The following is a 15,494-nucleotide window of genomic DNA, read 5'->3' as shown; positions in this document are numbered from 1 at the left end:
CCTGACGCCGGGCTCTAGCGATCGAAGAAGCCCGCATCCTCTTCCTTAAGGTATTTCTTGGCGCCTTCCGCATCGATATCGAGGCCCAGTCCGGGCGCCTCAAGCAGATCCACCATCGAGTTCTTGACCACCTGCTTGGGCAGGCCGATGACGATGTCGTTCCACCACGGGTCGGAGGCGCTGGGATATTCGAAGGCGATATAGTTGGCCGGCAGCGTGGCGCACACATTGATCAGCGCGCCCAAGCCCAATAGCCCATTGGCGGTGCCGTGCGGCGCCATCATGATCGAGTGCATATAGGCGTGCTCGGCCACCCATTTCAGCTCGGCAATGCCGCCGATATCCGCGGGATCGGGTCCGATGACGCGCACCGCCTGCGTTTCGATCAGTTCCTTGAAGTTGTGGCGCAGGTAGATCTGCTCGCCTGTGTGGATCGGTGTCGTGGTCGACAGCGTCAACTCGCGATAAGCCTGCGGATTGACCCAGGGCACATAGTCGCCGGTCAGCATGTCCTCGAGCCACATCAGGTTGTGTTTTTCCACCGCATTGGCGAAGCGGATGGCGTCGGGCAGGAACCAGCCCGGGCCACAATCGAGCGCCAGCGAAACCTTGTCGCCCAGCACTTCCTTCATGGCCTGGACGCAATCGAGCATGTGGTTGAAGCCATGCTCGGAAATCTGCCCCTGGTCCATGGCGCCATGATAGCCGGCCTTGGTCTGGCGCGGGCCATAATGGAAATCGTCGATGCTGTCCTTCATGTTGGAATGGAAGCTGATGCCCTGCTTGACCATGAAGAAGTTCTGCGGCTGCTCCATCATCCATTTGACGTCGGCCGCATAGTCCTCCGGCCGGTCGCCGGTGCGCTTCTGGCGGATCGAGCCATTATAGACCCGCACCTGATCGCGCACCTTGCCGCCCAGCAGCTTGTAAACCGGCACGTTCGCCGCCTTGCCGGCAATGTCCCACAGCGCGTGTTCGATGGCGCTGACCGCCGCCCCATAGGGCTTGAAGCTGCCGCGCTGCCGGATCTTGAGCATCACCCGCTCCACATCGGTCGGGTCCTCGCCGATCAGCGCGTCACGGAAGTGCAGCACCCACGGCTTGAGATAGGACTTGGTGTATTCGACCTCCCCCAGGCCATAAATTCCCTCGTCGGTGACGATGCGCACGATGGGATGCCGGCCGATAACGGCACAGCGCAGATCGGTAATCTTCATGGTGTCCTCTTATTTCACCGACGAGAAGGCGGTCGGCGCCAGCAGTTGATTGGTGACATTGGCGACGATCTGGCCGTCGCGCTCCGACTCGTCGCGGGCCTTGAGCCACGCCGGATCGGTGATGAAAGCCGTCCATTTCTTCTCGCGCTCGGCCAGCGATTCCCAAGCGAGAAAGTAGGTGAGGCGCTGGTTGCTTTCGCCCACCACGGTGGTGAAGAACCCGGCCTGGCGAATGCCATGCCGCTCCCAAATGGCCAGCGTGTGGTCGTTGAAGCGCTGGAGCAGCGCCGGCAACCGGCCGGGCAGGCACTCGTAGACGCGTAATTCGTAAATCATGACTTTCTTTCTTTCACCTCTCCGTTGGGGGGAGAGGTCGGCGCGCCGCGCCGGGCGAGGTGGCCTTTACTGGGTGCGATGCGCGGGGAAGGCCCCCTCACCCGCCCCTTCGGGTCGACCTCTCCCCCAAAGGGAGAGGTGAAGGACGCCCTCAGCTCCAAGTACGGTCCCACGAATATTCGTCATCCCACTGGTCGGTCGGCAGCCAGATGCCTTTGACGCCGTCCTGCAGATGTTGGCTGATGACCTCGTCGACCACATCGTCGATGCCGAGACCCGGCTTGTCCGTCACCTCGATGAAGCCGTTCTTGACCAGCGGCTTGGGCAGGCCGGTGACGATATCATCCCACCAGTCCACGTCGGCGGAGTGATATTCCAGCGCCATGAAATTCTCGGTCGCGACCGCCACATGGGCCGCCGCCATCGCGGCAATCGGGCTCTCGGCCATGTGGATGGCCATGGCGATGCCATGCTCCTGCGCCGCGTCGCCGATTTTCTTGGTCTCGAGGATGCCGCCCGAGGTCAGCAAATCCGGATGGATGACCGAAATGCCCGACTTGAGCAGCGGCTCGAAACCCTCCTTGAGGTAGATGTCCTCGCCGGTGCAGATCGGCACGGTGGTGGCTTCCTGCAGCTGGCGGTACTGGTCGGTGTACTGCCACGGGATCACGTCCTCGAGCCAGGCCGGCACATACTTTTCGATCCGCTTGGCCAGCCGAATGCCGTTCTGCAGCGAGATATGGCCGACATGGTCGATGGCGAGCGGAATATCCATGCCGATCACGTCGCGGACCTCGGCAATGTACTGCTCCAGAAGGTCGAGACCCTTGTCGGTGAAATGCAGGCCGCTGAACGGATGGCGCACGTTGTGGGTGTCATAAACGGCATTGCGGGCGCGCCGGTCGTCTGCAGTCTTGGCCGAGCCGCGGCTGGGATGGATCTTGTAGCCTTCCAGCGTGCCGGCCGGCGCCACCACGGCGCCAGGAACATCGGCGATCTGCATCAGGCCCAGGTCCATCTTGAGGAAGGTGAAGCCGCGGTCCATGCGCTCCTTGAGGCGCTTGCCGGTCTCGGTGCCGCTCGGCTTTTCGGCGTCGGTATCGCAATAGATGCGCACCTTGTCGCGGAATTTGCCGCCCAGCATCTGGTAGATCGGCACCCCATAAGCCTTGCCGACGAGGTCCCACAGCGCAATCTCGATGGCCGAGACACCACCGCCCTGCCGGCCATGGCCGCCGAACTGCTTGATGCGACGGAACAGGCGATCGACATCGCAGGGATTTTCGCCCAATAGCCGGCTCTTGAGCATCAGCGCATAAGTGGCGCTGGCGCCGTCGCGCACTTCGCCCAGGCCCACAATGCCCTGGTTGGTATAGATCTTGATGAGCGCGGAGGTGAATGGCGCGCCGACAATCTCGGCGACCCTAAGGTCGGTGATCCGCAGTTCGCTCGGGCTCGAGCTCATGCGGATATTGTTCTGGATCGTCTCGGCGTGTCCCAATGTGGCGGTCATCAAATTCCTCCTCAGAAAAATGCTATGCCGGGCGCTTGCGAGGCCCGTTTCTTTTGGCGACGCCCATCTGTTCGATGATGTGACGCCCCGATCCTTCGACATGGCGCGCCACGATCGCGGCGGCCCCTTCGGCATCCTGCCGCCTGATGCAGGCGATCAGTTCGCGATGCTCGCCCAACACCGCCACGCGGCGGCTTAGCGAGGTGGGAAAGCGCCTGCTGATGGCGCGCAAAATCTCGCGATGCTTCCACCACAGGTCGGCGGCATGGCGGTTGTAATGGCGATCGTAGATCAACTGGTGGAAGCGCGTATCGAGCTGGCCGTGACGCTGCGGATCGGAAAAATTGAGTGCCTCGATCTCCGCCTGCGCGGCTTCGAGTTCGGCAATATCGGCGTCGGTGACGATGGACACGAACCACCGGGTCAGCGCCGGCTCGATCAGCACCTCGATCTCGATGATATCGCGTACGAAGGCCTCGTCGATGGCCACCACCCGCGCGCCCCGATTGGCTTCCATCACCACGAATCCCTCGCCGCGCAACTGCTGCAGCGCCTCGCGAACGGGGTTGGTGGACGTGCCATAGGACGCCGCAAGGTCCGCCACCTTAAGCCGGGCACTGGGTTCCAGCCGGCCCGAAATGATGTCCTCGCGGATCGCCTCATAGACCTTGCCCGGCTGGTCGAGGGCCGGTTCGGGCGCTGTGAGGATGACATCGTTCTCGCTCATAATTCCTGTTTAGGCGGCTTTTTGCGGCAAGCCAAGCCAGTTTGCACGTAAAATGCCACAAATAATGTACGATCCGTTCGAACTTGACACATAGTTTGCAGTCTGCAACGGTCTTGTATGGGAAACATGGGTAGCAAGCCCGGCCCCGCGCAAGGCATCGAAACGATCTTGCGACTGAGGAGGCGCAGCGCATGCTGCGGGGAAGGCCCGGTGCGACCGAGGGGGTCGGACGGTCTTCCGAATGTGAGGAGGACTATCGATGACGAATTCGGAAGGCCGCGTGCAGCGGTCTGGCTCGCCGGCCCGTCGGCACATCGCCAAGTTTGCGCTGGCCGCAATGGCAACCACATCCCTGATCTCGACCAGCGTTTACGCCCAGGCCGTCGATCTGAGCAAATGGTCGCCGGAATATGTGAAGTCGATCGCCGGCACCAAGGACTTCGACGCCGCCAAGGATTGCGGCGCGGTCGTGCCCAACGATTATGCCGGCAATGTGAGTTACTGGTATACCGGCCCGTTCGAGGCCGATCCGCAGATCGCGCACGACCAGGACAAGGCGTTCTGGGACGCGTTCCACGCCGCCTATCCCAACATCAAGACCGACGTGCAGTCGATCACCTATAACGAACTGCTCGACAAGTTCCGCACCGCGCTGCTCGGCAACTCGGCCCCGATGGTCATCCGCCTGCAGATTCTCGGGGGCGTCGAATTCGCCGCCAAGGGCTATTTGAACCCGGTCAAGCCGGAAGACTATGGCTTCACCGCCGCCGACTTCTGGCCCGGCGCGCTCAAGTCGGTGACCTACGACAATACGCTCTATGGCCTGCCGACCAATAACGAGACCATGGCCTTCATCTGGAATGCCAAGGTGTTCAAGGATGCCGGGCTCGACCCCGAAGTGGCGCCCAAGACCTGGGATGACGTGGTCGCCTATTCCAAGCAGATCCACGACAAGCTGGGCATTTCCGGTTATGGCCTCGTGGCCAAGCAGAACGCCGGCAACACCCCGTTCCGCTTCATGCCGCAGCTTTGGGCCTATGGTGGCGGCTCGCTCGACGAAGCCACCGCAGACCCGACCTACAAGACGGTCGAGATCAACAATGCCGGCTCCAAGGCCGCCCTGCAGGCCGCGTACCAGATGTACGCCGTCGACAAGTCGGTGCCGGTTTCGGCCCTCACCAATACCCAGGCCGAAAACCAGGCGCCGTTCATCGCCGGCCAGCTCGGCATGATGATCGCCCACCCCGCCGAATACGCCAAGATGCTGGACCTCGCCAGCAAGGCGACTGGCGCCGACAAGGCAACGGCGGACGCCGTGGTCGAAAACATGCGCTATGGCCTGATGCCGACGGGTCCCGACGGCAAGCGTGCTGTCGTGTTCGGCGGCTCCAACATCCACGTGGTGAAGCCGGAATTCGTCGATGGCGGCAAGGTGGATGAGCAGGCCGTCAGGGCGCTGATCTGCATGTGGGATAGCCCGGAATGGTCGACCAGGCTCGCCTGGGTCGGCTCCAACCCCGGCAATATCAATGGCTTCCTGACCACCTCGATGAAGCAGCGCCTGGATACTATCAAGTTCCTCGACGTAACCACCTCGATGCTGCCCAACGGCATCCCGTTCCCGGTCCTGCCGGAATCGCCGGAAATCATGAACATCGTCATTCCGGACATGCTGCAGAACGCGTTGACCGGCAACATGACGGTCGACCAGGCGACGGAAGACGCAGCCAAGAAGATTGAAACCATCATCGCTGGCGGCGGCGGCGGCATCTGATCTGCCCCTCGGTAACCTCGGGCCGGCGGCCACCCGTCGCCGGCCTGTCTATTCATAGCCAAAGGTGGTGCCACTGTGAGCAGCGTACAGGGACAAGCGATCTTCCGGGATGTTCCTGGCCCCGCGCCCAGGAAGCCCAGCCTCGGCCAGCGCATGTACACCAGCCGCTTCGACTATCTCTATGTTGCGCCAGCACTGCTGGTCATGCTGATCGTGATCGCTTATCCGGTCTATTACACGATCGAGCTGAGCTTCTACAAAACCCCCGCGAGCCTGTCGCTGGCCGACAAGACCTTCACCGGGCTGGACAATTACAGCACCGTGCTGACCAGCGCGATCTTCTGGAAGGTCACCTGGCAGACGATCATCTGGACCGTGCTGTCGACGCTGTTCTCATTCCTCCTGGGCCTTGGCGCCGCGCTGGCGCTGCACCGGGCATTCATCGGCCGGGCACTGTTGCGCGGCCTCCTGCTGATCCCGTGGGTGGTGAGCGCAGTGGCCGCCTCCTATGTGTGGAAATGGCTATACCACTCCGATTTCGGCGCCATCGGTGCACTGCTCAACGCGATGGGGCTGACCAAGGGACCAGTCAATTTCATCGATAACTCCACCACCTCGCTCTACGCGCTGATCGTCGTCAATGTGTGGAAGGAGTTCTCCTTCGCCATGATCATGCTGATGGCGGGCCTGCAGACCGTGCCCGAATCGCTGTTGCGGGCGGCGCAGGTGGATGGTGCGTCGGCCTGGCAGCGATTCTGGCACGTGACCATGCCGCAATTGCAAGGCGTCTCGACAGTGACGGTGCTGCTGCTGGTGGTGCAGAATTTCAACTCGTTCATCATCCCCTTCATCATGACGGGCGGCGGGCCGGTGGGCTCGACGCAGATCTGGATCACCCACATCTATGAGCTGGCGTTCCTCCGCCAGAACTGGGGGGTCGGCGCTGCATATGCGGTGCTGCTGTTCCTGATCATGATGGTGCTGGGCTATTTCTATGTCCGCGCCCTCACCCGCGGCGACGACAAGAGGGCCGGCGCATGACCGCAATCACCGAAAGCGCCGTGCGGCGGCGCAGCGTTGACTGGTGGCGCTGGTCTGGGCGGCTGTTCCTCGTGCTACTGCTGGGCTTCACCGTGATGCCGATGGTCTGGATGATCATCACTTCGCTCAAGACCGGTTTTGCAGCGATGCAGTATCCGCCCCAGTGGTGGCCGGCCGAGCCGACACTGGACAACTATACGCGGCTGCTCGATCCGTCGGGCCGCATCGGGCAGGACTTCCTGCACTATTTCTGGAACTCGCTCTGGGTTTCCACCATCACGACGATCCTGGCGGTCGTCGTGGCGGTGCCGGCGGCATACGCGTTCTCGCGCTTCCGCTTCCCCGGGCGCAATTTCCTGTTCTTCGCGGTGTTGCTGCGCAACATGTTCCCGGCCGTGGTGTTCCTCGTGCCGCTCTTCATCCTGATGAAGGCGCTGGGCCTCGTGAACACCCACGGCTCCCTTATCCTGACCTACCTCACCTTTGGGCTGCCGCTGGCGATCTGGCTGCTCAAGGGCTTTTACGACAACATCCCGATCCAGCTCGAACAGGCGGCTCGCATTGACGGGGCCACGCGGTTCCAGGCGTTCATCTTTGTCGTCATGCCGCTGTCGACGCCGGGCATCATCGCCACCTCGATTTACAGCTTCATCGGGGCGTGGAACGAATATATCTACGCCTACACCTTCCTCACCAAGCAGTCGCAGATGACCCTGCCGGTCGGCATCCAGCGCTTCTTTTCGGAGAATGCGACGGACTGGCCGGGTCTGATGGCGGCCACCTTCATCATGAGCGTGCCGGTCGTGGTGCTGTTCCTGGTCCTGCAAAAATACTTCGTGCGTGCCCTCACCGAAGGCGCCGTCAAACATTAGGAGCGAAGATGGCTGGGGTTATTCTCGAGCACGTCATGAAGAATTACGGCAGCATGTATGCCGTCAACGACGTCAGCTTCACCGTCAACGATGGCGAATTCGTCGCGCTCGTCGGCCCGTCGGGTTGCGGCAAGACTACGACGCTCAACCTGATCGCGGGCCTCCTGCCCATGAGTGGTGGCGACATTTCCATCGGCAACCGCGTGGTCAACGATCTCGATCCCAAGGATCGCGACATTGCCATGGTGTTCCAGAACTACGCGCTCTACCCCAACAAGTCCGTCTATAAAAACCTCGCCTTCCCCCTGCAGATGCGCAAGCTGCCCAAGGCGGAGATCGACCGCAAGGTGCAGGACGCGGCGAAGCTGCTCGACATCACCCACCTGCTCGAGCGCAAGCCGCGCGAACTCTCGGGCGGCCAGCAGCAGCGCGTCGCCCTCGGTCGCGCGCTAGTGCGCGATCCTGCGGTGTTCCTGATGGACGAGCCGCTGTCCAACCTCGATGCCAAGCTGCGCGTGCAGATGCGAAGCGAGATCAAGCGCTTCCACCAGGATCTCAATGCCACCATCGTCTATGTTACCCACGACCAGCTCGAAGCCGTCACCATGGCCGACAAGATGGCGGTGATGAATGGCGGGTTCCTCCAGCAATACGACACCCCCGCCAATGTCTTCGCCCACCCGGTCAACACCTTCGTCGCCAGCTTCGTGGGCAGTCCGGCCATGAGCCTGATCCCGCTCGAAGTGTCGGGCAATGCGCTTCACAGCCCCGAGGGCTGGGAGCTGCCGCTATCGCCCGCCAATGTGCGCAAGGCCGCCGGCTCGACCACCAAGGACATCGTCCTCGGCGCGCGCCACTCAACGCTCAAGCTGCACAAGTCTGCGGTGCCCGGCTCGGTGCCCGGCAAGGTCTATACCGTCGAGCCCACCGGCGACGTGACCTTCGCGCAGGTCTTCATCAACGGCGCCGTCGTTAATATCAGCCTCGACCCCAGCGTCATGATCGCACCCGACGAGATGGTGTGGATCGAATTCGACCAGGACCGCATGCATCTGTTCGATGGCGCCACCACCATGGCATTGCAGGCGGCCTAGGAGATCGTGGTTATCGACCAAAGGCCCCCTCACCCGCCGCTTCGCGGCGACCTCTCCCCCGAAGGGAGAGGTGTAGAAAGCACCGCGCCCACTTCACATCTCCCTGGGGGGAGAGGTCGACCCGCAGGGTCGGGTGAGGGGGCCTTTCCCACGCACGAGACCACTCTATGAAAATCACTGCCATCATCCCCTACCCCACCTGGGTGGGCACCCGGAACCAGCTCATCGTCAAGGTCGAGACCGACGAAGGCATTTTTGGCTGGGGCGAAAGCGGCCTTTCCGGCCGCGAAAAGGCCGTGGTCGGCGCCATTGAGCATTATCGCGAATTCCTGATTGGCCGCGATCCCATGGCCATCGGCGCCATCTGGCAGGAAATGTATCGCAGCCAGTATTTCGAAGGCGGGCGCGTGCTGACCGCCGCGATTTCCGCCATCGACATCGCCCTGCACGACATCAAGGGCAAGGCGCTCGGCGTGCCGGTCTATCAATTGCTGGGCGGCAAGCAGCGCAACGTCATCCCGACCTTCGCCACTACGCGCGGCCCTTGCGGTCCCGAGATGATCGAACAGGCCAAGGAGCTGATCGCCATGGGCTGGGACGCCATGCGCCTCAACCCGGCCGCCCATGAAAGCCGTGGCGTCTACGAGCCGCGCCAATCCATCGGCGAAACCGCCAAATGGTGCGTCAAGGCGCGCGAGGAACTGGGCGACACCGTGGTCCTCGGCATCGATTATCACCATCGCCTCTCTGTGGCCGAGGCAGCCAGCTTCTGCCAGAAAATGCCCTCGGGCACGCTGGATTTCCTCGAAGAACCCATCCGCGACGAAACGCCCGAGGCCTACGAAGCCCTGCGTCGCATGACCGACATTCCCTTCGCCATCGGCGAGGAATTCGCCTCAAAATGGCAGTTCCTGCCCTACATCGAGCGCGACATTCACCAGTTCAATCGCATCGATGTCTGCAATGCCGGCGGCCTGACCGAGGCAATGAAAATCGCCGGCTGGAGCGAGGCGCATTATGTCGATGTGATGCCGCACAATCCGTTGGGGCCGATCTGCACCGCCGCGACCGTGCATTTCGGCGCCGCGGTTGCCAACTTCTCCTGGCTCGAAACCCGCGCCTCGCCCGGCGAAAAATATCACGGCTTCGACAATGCCGACATTTTCACCACCCAGCCCGTCCTCAACGGCGCCGTCTACGAGGTCAGCGAATTGCCCGGCCTCGGCGTCGAGGTCAACGAGGAGCTGGTGAAAAAACAAAGCTTCAAATTCTGGGAAGCCCCCCATCTGCGCCGCACCGACGGCTCGGTGACCAATTGGTAGAGACGACTATTAGGAACCCAAAATGACCGAAATTGCCAAGATTACCCGCCCTTCTGCCGATCTTATTGCCCGGGTCCAGGCCGTTGGCGCCGCCAGCGCCAGCGCCACGCTCGCCCATATGGGCATCCGCAATTGCCACATCACCGGCCCGGTGAGCTTCAACAAGGGCAAGTCCATCGCCGGCCCGGCCCTGACGCTGCAATTCATGCCTAAGCGCGAAGACCTCTACGGCGAAGGCGAATATGCCAGCGTCGAAAAGCAGTTGCACCGACACGTGCTGTACCAGGTGGAAAAGGGCGACGTGGTGGTCGTCGATGCGCGTGGCGACATCACCGCCGGCGTCTTCGGCGACATGATGATGACCTATTTCCAGGGACGCGGCGGCGCCGGCATGGTTGTCGATGGGGCCATCCGCGACTTCGTCAATGTGCAAAAGCTCGACGTGCCGCTGTGGCTGACCGGCGTCACCCCGAACTTCCACACCCAGACCGGTCTTATGCCCTTCGCCGTCAACGTGCCGATCGCCTGCGGCGGCGTCACGGTGATCCCCGGTGACATCATCGTCGCTGATGACGACGGCGCCGTCTGCGTGCCGGTGGCGCTGGCCGAGAAGATGATCGAGCAGGCCACCCAGCATCATGACTGGGAAGATTTCTCCCGCATGAAACTGATGCAGGGCGCGCCCTTGCAAATGTATTATCCCCTCCACGATGACGCCCGCGCCGAATACGAGGAATGGCGCAAGTCCAACCCCATCAAGCATAGCTGAACGACTGCCGCACCCGGCCTCATCGTGAAGCCGGGTGCCTTCCAGCCGCTTGACTCATCATACGCACAAACATTATAAGCACGCTTACTAATTGCTAGAGAGCGACGACCGCTCGCTGGCCGGGCGGCCTTCAAGTGTCCCGGCGCAAAGCGAGCCTGGCCTGCCGCCTGTCAGGTGTGCCATGGCCCAGACTCCCGCCTATTCAGCCCCCGCAGTGGTGGTCAAGCACAAGGGCCTGCTGACTGTCGCGCTCATGCTCGGCACCATCATGCAGGTGCTCGATACCACCATTGCCAATGTGGCCCTGCCCCACATGGCGGCGTCACTCGGCGCGGCCCAGGACGAAATCAACTGGGTGCTGACCTCCTATATCGTGGCCGCGGCGATCGCGACGCCGCTGACCGGCTGGATGGGCGACCGGCTTGGTCAACGCCGGTTGTTCCTGTTTGCCGTGATCGGCTTCACCGTGGCCTCAGCGCTGTGCGGCATTTCTACCAGCCTGCCCGAAATGGTGATTTTCCGCGTGCTGCAAGGGCTGTGCGGCGCCATGATCGCGCCTTTGGCACAGACGGTCCTGCTCAACATCAACCCGCGCGAGCGGATCGGGCAGGCCATGGCGATCTACGGCATGGGCATCATGGTGGCGCCGATCGTCGGCCCAACACTGGGCGGCTACCTGACCGAAAGCTTCGATTGGCGCTGGGTGTTCTTGGTCAACGTGCCGGTGGGCGTGCTGTGTGTGATCATGTTGACGCTCTACATGCCCACGACCGAAATCAAGATCCGCCGCTTCGACTTCTTCGGCTTCTTCATGCTGGCCCTCGGCGTCGGCGCGCTACAACTGATGCTCGACCGCGGCTCGGGCAATGACTGGTTCTCCTCGCCTGAAACCTGGATCGAGCTTGGCCTCGTAATCTCGGGCATCTGGGTGTTCGTGGTGCATTCGGTCACGGCGGAATCGCCCTTTGTCGACCTGCGCATCTTCAAGGATTTCAACTTCACGCTGGCGACGCTGTTCATGCTGATGGTGGGCATCACGCTGTTCTCTGGCCTGGCGCTGCTGCCGCCGCTGCTGCAAAACCTGATGGGCTATCCGGTGATTTTCACCGGCATCCTGATGGCCCCACGCGGCGTTGCCACCATGCTGTCCATGGTCATTGTCGGCCGGCTCAGCGGCAAGGTCGATGCGCGCATCATGATGGTGTTCGGCGCCGTGCTGATGACCTATTCGCTCTATGCCATGACCGGCTTCAACCTGCAGATGGATGCCAGCCCCATCGTCATCACCGGCGCGATCCAGGGTTTTGGCATGGGCTTCATCTTCGTGCCTCTCTCCACCATGGCCTTCGCCACCATCGCGCCGGCCTTCCGCGCCGATGCCACGGCGATGTTCAGCCTGGTCCGCAATATGGGCCAGGGCATCGGCATTTCGCTGGTGACGGCCGTGCTGGCCAATATGCTCCAGGTCAACCACGCCGAACTGGCGGGGCGCATCACCGCGACCTCCCCCGCCGTGCGCGACCAGTTCCCGCAATTGCTCGGCGGCAACACGCAATTCACCGCCATGATCGATGGGCTGGTGCAGCAGCAATCGGCGATCCTGGCCTATCTCGACGATTTCTGGCTGATGGCCGTGCTCAGCGGCGCGTCCATCCCGCTGATCCTGTTGCTACGCGGGGCCAAAAAGCAGGCCGGGCCCGCCAAAAGCAAGGAACAGGAAGCCATCGAGCGCGCCCACGCCATGGGTGAGTAACCTGCCCTCCCACCAAGGGAGGGCGAACACTAATACCGCTTACGCGCGTAGCGGCGACCAGGCCGGGTCCGACGCATAGCTGTCGGTGGGGATGGTCTGCACATTGCGGCCCCAGATATCGACGCTCATCAGCTTGGGGCCGTCATTGCCGCCCGGGTCCTGGAAGAACATGATGACGCGCCCGTTCGGCGCCCAGGTCGGGCCCTCGGCGTGGAAGCTGGTATAGAGCATGCGCTCGCCCGACCCGTCGGGCGCCATGATGCCGATATTGAACTGCCCGCCCGACTGGCGGGTAAAGGCGATCAGATCGCCCTTGGGCGAATAGACCGGCGTCGAATAACTGCCCTGGCCATAGCTGATGCGCTGCGCATTGCCACCGCCCGCACCCATCATGTAAATCTGCGGCGAGCCGCCACGATCGCTCTCGAAAATGATGTTGCTGCCATTGGGCGAATAAGATGGGCCGGTATCGATCGCTTGCCCGCTCGTGAGTTGGGTGGGCTGCCCGCCGCCCACGGCCACCGAATAGATATTGGTCGCTCCGGCATTCTCCACCGAGAAGGCGATGCGTCCGCCATCGGGCGAAAAGCGCGGCGCAAACGTCATCGCCCCGAACGAGCCCAGGCGCTGCTGCTTGCCGGTCGAGAGTTGCAGGATATAGACCTGCGGATTGCCGTCCTCGAAATTCATATAGGTGACGAGGTCGTTATTGGGTGAAAAGCGCGGCGTCAGCGCCAGCGTATTGCCCTCGGTCAGGAACTGATTGTTGGCGCCATCCTGGTCCATGATGGCCAGCCGCTTGACGCGATTGGCCTTGGGGCCGCTTTCGGCGACATAGACCACGCGGGTATCGAAATAGCCGGTGCCACCGGCCAGCGACTCATAGATCGCGTCCGAGATGATGTGGGCGACGCGGCGGCTGGAATTGGGATCGGTATTGTAGCTCTTGCCCACCACCTGGGCGGCCTGCTGGGTATCCCAGACGCGCACCGACGATGAAATCTGTCCGCCACGCTCGACCGCGCCCATCACCAGCGCATCCACATTGGCGGTGCGCCAGGTGTTGAAATCGGGCGTATTGTTGACATCCCCGACCTGCACCGGCAGCGAGGCCGGATCGAGCGGCAGGAACAGGCCCGACCGGCGCAGGTTGTTGCGCACGATATCGGCGATCTCGGCGCCAAAGCTGGGGTCTGCCGAAGCGAAATTGGGAATGGCGATCGGCAGCGGCTGGAAATTGGCGCCCTCCACCACGATCTGCAGCGCCGCCATTGCCGATGGGCTGGCAGCCAGCGCCACCCCGCCCGCGAGGCCAAGCTTGAGCGCATTGCGCCGGGTCAGAAGGGTCATAATCGTCTTCTCCATCTCAACGACCCGGACTTCTGTCCAGATCGTGTGTCAAAATCAGGGACGCAGCGTGATTTCGATCTCGCGCCACTCGTTATAGGAATCGGCCGACAAACTGAAGGGCGCCGCCTGCAACACCGCCCGCTGCGCCGCCCGCCCCATCGACGCCCCGGTGGGCGACGGATCGGCAGCGATCACCTGCGGTGTACCCGCAACGCTGCCGTCCTGGTTAAGGTTCACCCGCAGGGTGACGGTCAGCCCGCTTTCGGTCTCGCTCGGCAGCAAATTCCAGAACTGCTTGATCTTGGCCTGCAGGCCCGCGATTTCCGATTGGCTCAGGGTCGCCGATGTACCGCTCGCATCGCCCAGGGTGGGCGAGCCGCCCTGCCCGGTCGTCGCGCCGGTTGAAGTATCCTTGTTGATGATGGCCGAAATGTCATCGGCCAGCGAAGCGTCCAGCGTCGCGGTCGCGGCCTGTTCGCGCTTGGCCTGTTCGGCGGTAGCGACACGCGCTGCCTCCTTGGCGGCGGCCTCTTTCTTCTTGCGCTCTTCTTCCTTCTTGGCGTCGGCGACGGCCTGGGCCGCTGCCGCCTGCTTGGCGGCGAATTCGGCCCGCTTCTGCGCCAGATTGGCCGGGCGCGCCTGCGGGGCCGGCGCCGCCGGCTTGGGCGGCGTCGGATCGGGCACTGGCGTCGGCTCTGGGGTCGGCTCCGGCGTCGGGGTAGGCTCTGGAACTGGCGCCGGAGTTGGTTCGGGAACCGGTGCGGGTTCGGGAGCCGGAGCAGGCTCGGGAGCTGGCTCCGGGACTGGGGCCGGTTCAGGAACGGGAGCAGGCTCAGGCACCGGTGCGGGCTCTGGAACCGGCTCAGGCTCTGGCGCGGGTTCGGGCACCGGGTCCGGCTCGGGGGTTGGTTCAGGCGTCGGCTCTGGCCGTGTAGCCGGCGTCGGCGCGGTATTGACCACCGGGGCCGGGGTCGGAATATCGGCCGGCTTGGGCTGTTCCTGGTTCTGCTCGGTATTGCCCGTGGGTTGCGCCAGCTCGGCCGGCTTGTTGGTTTCGACCGCCGAAGGGGTCGGGGTATCGACCACCTGGCTATCCAGCGAACCGACGCGAATATTGGAAAAGTCCGAAATCGGCACGAGGTCGACCGCGATGGATTCCGTCACCGGCTCCAACGGCTCCGCCTGCCCCAGATTGACCAGGCCAATGGTCAACAGGACGATGTGAGCTACAGCCGATACGACGATCCCGGTGCGCATCTATGGCGTCCCTGGGGCTTTCTCGGTGATCAGGCCAATCTTGGTGAACCCGGCGGCCGACAACAGGCCCATGACCTTCATCACCGAACCGTAGTTGGCCGAGGTATCACCGCGCAGGAATATCCGGTCCTCGGTACCATTGGTCGCCTTGGCCGTGACCGTGGCGATCAGGTCAGCCTCCGACACCGGATCTTCCCCGACGAAAATCGCGCCTTCGGGCGTCACCGCTACCGTGACCGGCTGCGTCTGGCTGTTGAGCTCGGCTGCCGCGGACTTGGGCAGGTCGATCGGCACGCCGGCCGTCATCATCGGCGCCGCCACCATGAACACGATCAGCAACACCAGCATGACGTCGACCAGCGGCGTCACGTTGATCTCGCTCATCACCCCGCCGCTGCCTTTGCGACGGCTGCGCCGGCTCCCGCGCCGTCCGCCTCCGCCACCACCGCCTGCTCCACCCATTCCCATG

At 62.8% G+C, this 15,494-nt stretch carries 14 protein-coding genes; 7 read left to right on the top strand and 7 right to left on the bottom strand.

Annotated elements, in window-relative coordinates:
* Positions 1 to 14: 14 nt before the first annotated feature.
* From ABIB57_RS20380 to ABIB57_RS20365, 4 genes are all read right to left on the bottom strand, one after another.
* On the bottom strand, positions 15 to 1,217 hold the full coding sequence (locus ABIB57_RS20380; RefSeq protein WP_354043079.1) for a mandelate racemase/muconate lactonizing enzyme family protein: 1,203 nt from the start codon (positions 1,215 to 1,217) through the stop codon (positions 15 to 17).
* 9 nt (positions 1,218 to 1,226) lie between these two features.
* Entirely contained in the window at positions 1,227 to 1,553 is a 327-nt protein-coding gene (locus tag ABIB57_RS20375; RefSeq protein WP_354043078.1) for an NIPSNAP family protein, read from the bottom strand.
* 151 nt (positions 1,554 to 1,704) lie between these two features.
* Positions 1,705 to 3,066 carry a mandelate racemase/muconate lactonizing enzyme family protein gene (locus ABIB57_RS20370; RefSeq protein ID WP_354043077.1) on the bottom strand — a complete coding sequence of 454 codons (1,362 nt, stop codon included), beginning with the start codon at positions 3,064 to 3,066 and terminating at the stop codon, positions 1,705 to 1,707.
* Between the two features lie 22 nt (positions 3,067 to 3,088).
* Positions 3,089 to 3,793 (bottom strand): GntR family transcriptional regulator, encoded by a 705-nt coding sequence (locus tag ABIB57_RS20365; protein ID WP_354043076.1) that lies wholly within the window; start codon positions 3,791 to 3,793, stop codon positions 3,089 to 3,091.
* Between the two features lie 337 nt (positions 3,794 to 4,130).
* Between ABIB57_RS20365 and ABIB57_RS20360 the strand changes: the two genes are divergently transcribed.
* From ABIB57_RS20360 to ABIB57_RS20330, 7 genes are all read left to right on the top strand, one after another.
* Positions 4,131 to 5,567, top strand: a complete 1,437-nt coding sequence (locus tag ABIB57_RS20360; RefSeq protein WP_354043160.1) for an extracellular solute-binding protein — start codon at positions 4,131 to 4,133, stop codon at positions 5,565 to 5,567.
* Between the two features lie 153 nt (positions 5,568 to 5,720).
* A complete protein-coding gene (locus ABIB57_RS20355) occupies positions 5,721 to 6,608 on the top strand; it encodes a carbohydrate ABC transporter permease (RefSeq protein ID WP_354043159.1) in 888 nt (295 codons plus the stop codon).
* On the top strand, positions 6,605 to 7,480 hold the full coding sequence (locus tag ABIB57_RS20350) for a carbohydrate ABC transporter permease (RefSeq protein ID WP_354043075.1): 876 nt from the start codon (positions 6,605 to 6,607) through the stop codon (positions 7,478 to 7,480). The genes ABIB57_RS20355 and ABIB57_RS20350 overlap by 4 nt, the downstream gene beginning before the upstream one ends.
* A gap of 8 nt (positions 7,481 to 7,488) precedes the next feature.
* Positions 7,489 to 8,574, top strand: a complete 1,086-nt coding sequence (locus tag ABIB57_RS20345; protein WP_354043074.1) for an ABC transporter ATP-binding protein — start codon at positions 7,489 to 7,491, stop codon at positions 8,572 to 8,574.
* 167 nt (positions 8,575 to 8,741) lie between these two features.
* Positions 8,742 to 9,896 (top strand): mandelate racemase/muconate lactonizing enzyme family protein, encoded by a 1,155-nt coding sequence (locus tag ABIB57_RS20340; protein ID WP_354043073.1) that lies wholly within the window; start codon positions 8,742 to 8,744, stop codon positions 9,894 to 9,896.
* Between the two features lie 22 nt (positions 9,897 to 9,918).
* Positions 9,919 to 10,665: a ribonuclease activity regulator RraA gene (locus tag ABIB57_RS20335; protein ID WP_354043072.1), complete on the top strand. Its 747-nt coding sequence runs from the start codon at positions 9,919 to 9,921 to the stop codon at positions 10,663 to 10,665.
* Positions 10,666 to 10,846: 181 nt separating this feature from the next.
* On the top strand, positions 10,847 to 12,418 hold the full coding sequence (locus ABIB57_RS20330; protein WP_354043071.1) for a DHA2 family efflux MFS transporter permease subunit: 1,572 nt from the start codon (positions 10,847 to 10,849) through the stop codon (positions 12,416 to 12,418).
* 39 nt (positions 12,419 to 12,457) lie between these two features.
* On the opposite strand, the gene tolB is transcribed toward ABIB57_RS20330, so the two are convergent.
* The 3 genes from tolB to tolR are packed head-to-tail and all read right to left on the bottom strand — an operon-like array spanning position 12,458 to position 15,493.
* On the bottom strand, positions 12,458 to 13,768 hold the full coding sequence (gene tolB / locus ABIB57_RS20325) for a Tol-Pal system beta propeller repeat protein TolB (RefSeq protein WP_354043070.1): 1,311 nt from the start codon (positions 13,766 to 13,768) through the stop codon (positions 12,458 to 12,460).
* A 54-nt stretch (positions 13,769 to 13,822) separates the two neighbouring features.
* On the bottom strand, positions 13,823 to 15,025 hold the full coding sequence (gene tolA, locus ABIB57_RS20320; RefSeq protein WP_354043069.1) for a cell envelope integrity protein TolA: 1,203 nt from the start codon (positions 15,023 to 15,025) through the stop codon (positions 13,823 to 13,825).
* Positions 15,026 to 15,493 (bottom strand): protein TolR, encoded by a 468-nt coding sequence (tolR, locus tag ABIB57_RS20315; protein ID WP_354043068.1) that lies wholly within the window; start codon positions 15,491 to 15,493, stop codon positions 15,026 to 15,028.
* Position 15,494: the final 1 nt, after the last annotated feature.

The sequence above is a fragment of the Devosia sp. UYZn731 genome, from assembly GCF_040546795.1.
Classification (GTDB): Bacteria; Pseudomonadota; Alphaproteobacteria; order Rhizobiales; family Devosiaceae; genus Devosia.
This window is presented reverse-complemented; position numbering and strand designations above follow the sequence as displayed.

Bases quoted from the DNA above. Each gene is read 5' to 3' on its own strand.
- ABIB57_RS20380 (WP_354043079.1), bottom strand. From the start codon at position 1,217: ATGAAGATTACCGATCTGCGCTGTGCCGTTATCGGCCGGCATCCCATC.
- ABIB57_RS20375 (WP_354043078.1), bottom strand. From the start codon at position 1,553: ATGATTTACGAATTACGCGTCTACGAGTGCCTGCCCGGCCGGTTGCCG.
- ABIB57_RS20370 (WP_354043077.1), bottom strand. From the start codon at position 3,066: ATGACCGCCACATTGGGACACGCCGAGACGATCCAGAACAATATCCGC.
- ABIB57_RS20365 (WP_354043076.1), bottom strand. From the start codon at position 3,793: ATGAGCGAGAACGATGTCATCCTCACAGCGCCCGAACCGGCCCTCGAC.
- ABIB57_RS20360 (WP_354043160.1), top strand. From the start codon at position 4,131: ATGGCAACCACATCCCTGATCTCGACCAGCGTTTACGCCCAGGCCGTC.
- ABIB57_RS20355 (WP_354043159.1), top strand. From the start codon at position 5,721: ATGTACACCAGCCGCTTCGACTATCTCTATGTTGCGCCAGCACTGCTG.
- ABIB57_RS20350 (WP_354043075.1), top strand. From the start codon at position 6,605: ATGACCGCAATCACCGAAAGCGCCGTGCGGCGGCGCAGCGTTGACTGG.
- ABIB57_RS20345 (WP_354043074.1), top strand. From the start codon at position 7,489: ATGGCTGGGGTTATTCTCGAGCACGTCATGAAGAATTACGGCAGCATG.
- ABIB57_RS20340 (WP_354043073.1), top strand. From the start codon at position 8,742: ATGAAAATCACTGCCATCATCCCCTACCCCACCTGGGTGGGCACCCGG.
- ABIB57_RS20335 (WP_354043072.1), top strand. From the start codon at position 9,919: ATGACCGAAATTGCCAAGATTACCCGCCCTTCTGCCGATCTTATTGCC.
- ABIB57_RS20330 (WP_354043071.1), top strand. From the start codon at position 10,847: ATGGCCCAGACTCCCGCCTATTCAGCCCCCGCAGTGGTGGTCAAGCAC.
- tolB (WP_354043070.1), bottom strand. From the start codon at position 13,768: ATGACCCTTCTGACCCGGCGCAATGCGCTCAAGCTTGGCCTCGCGGGC.
- tolA (WP_354043069.1), bottom strand. From the start codon at position 15,025: ATGCGCACCGGGATCGTCGTATCGGCTGTAGCTCACATCGTCCTGTTG.
- tolR (WP_354043068.1), bottom strand. From the start codon at position 15,493: ATGGGAATGGGTGGAGCAGGCGGTGGTGGCGGAGGCGGACGGCGCGGG.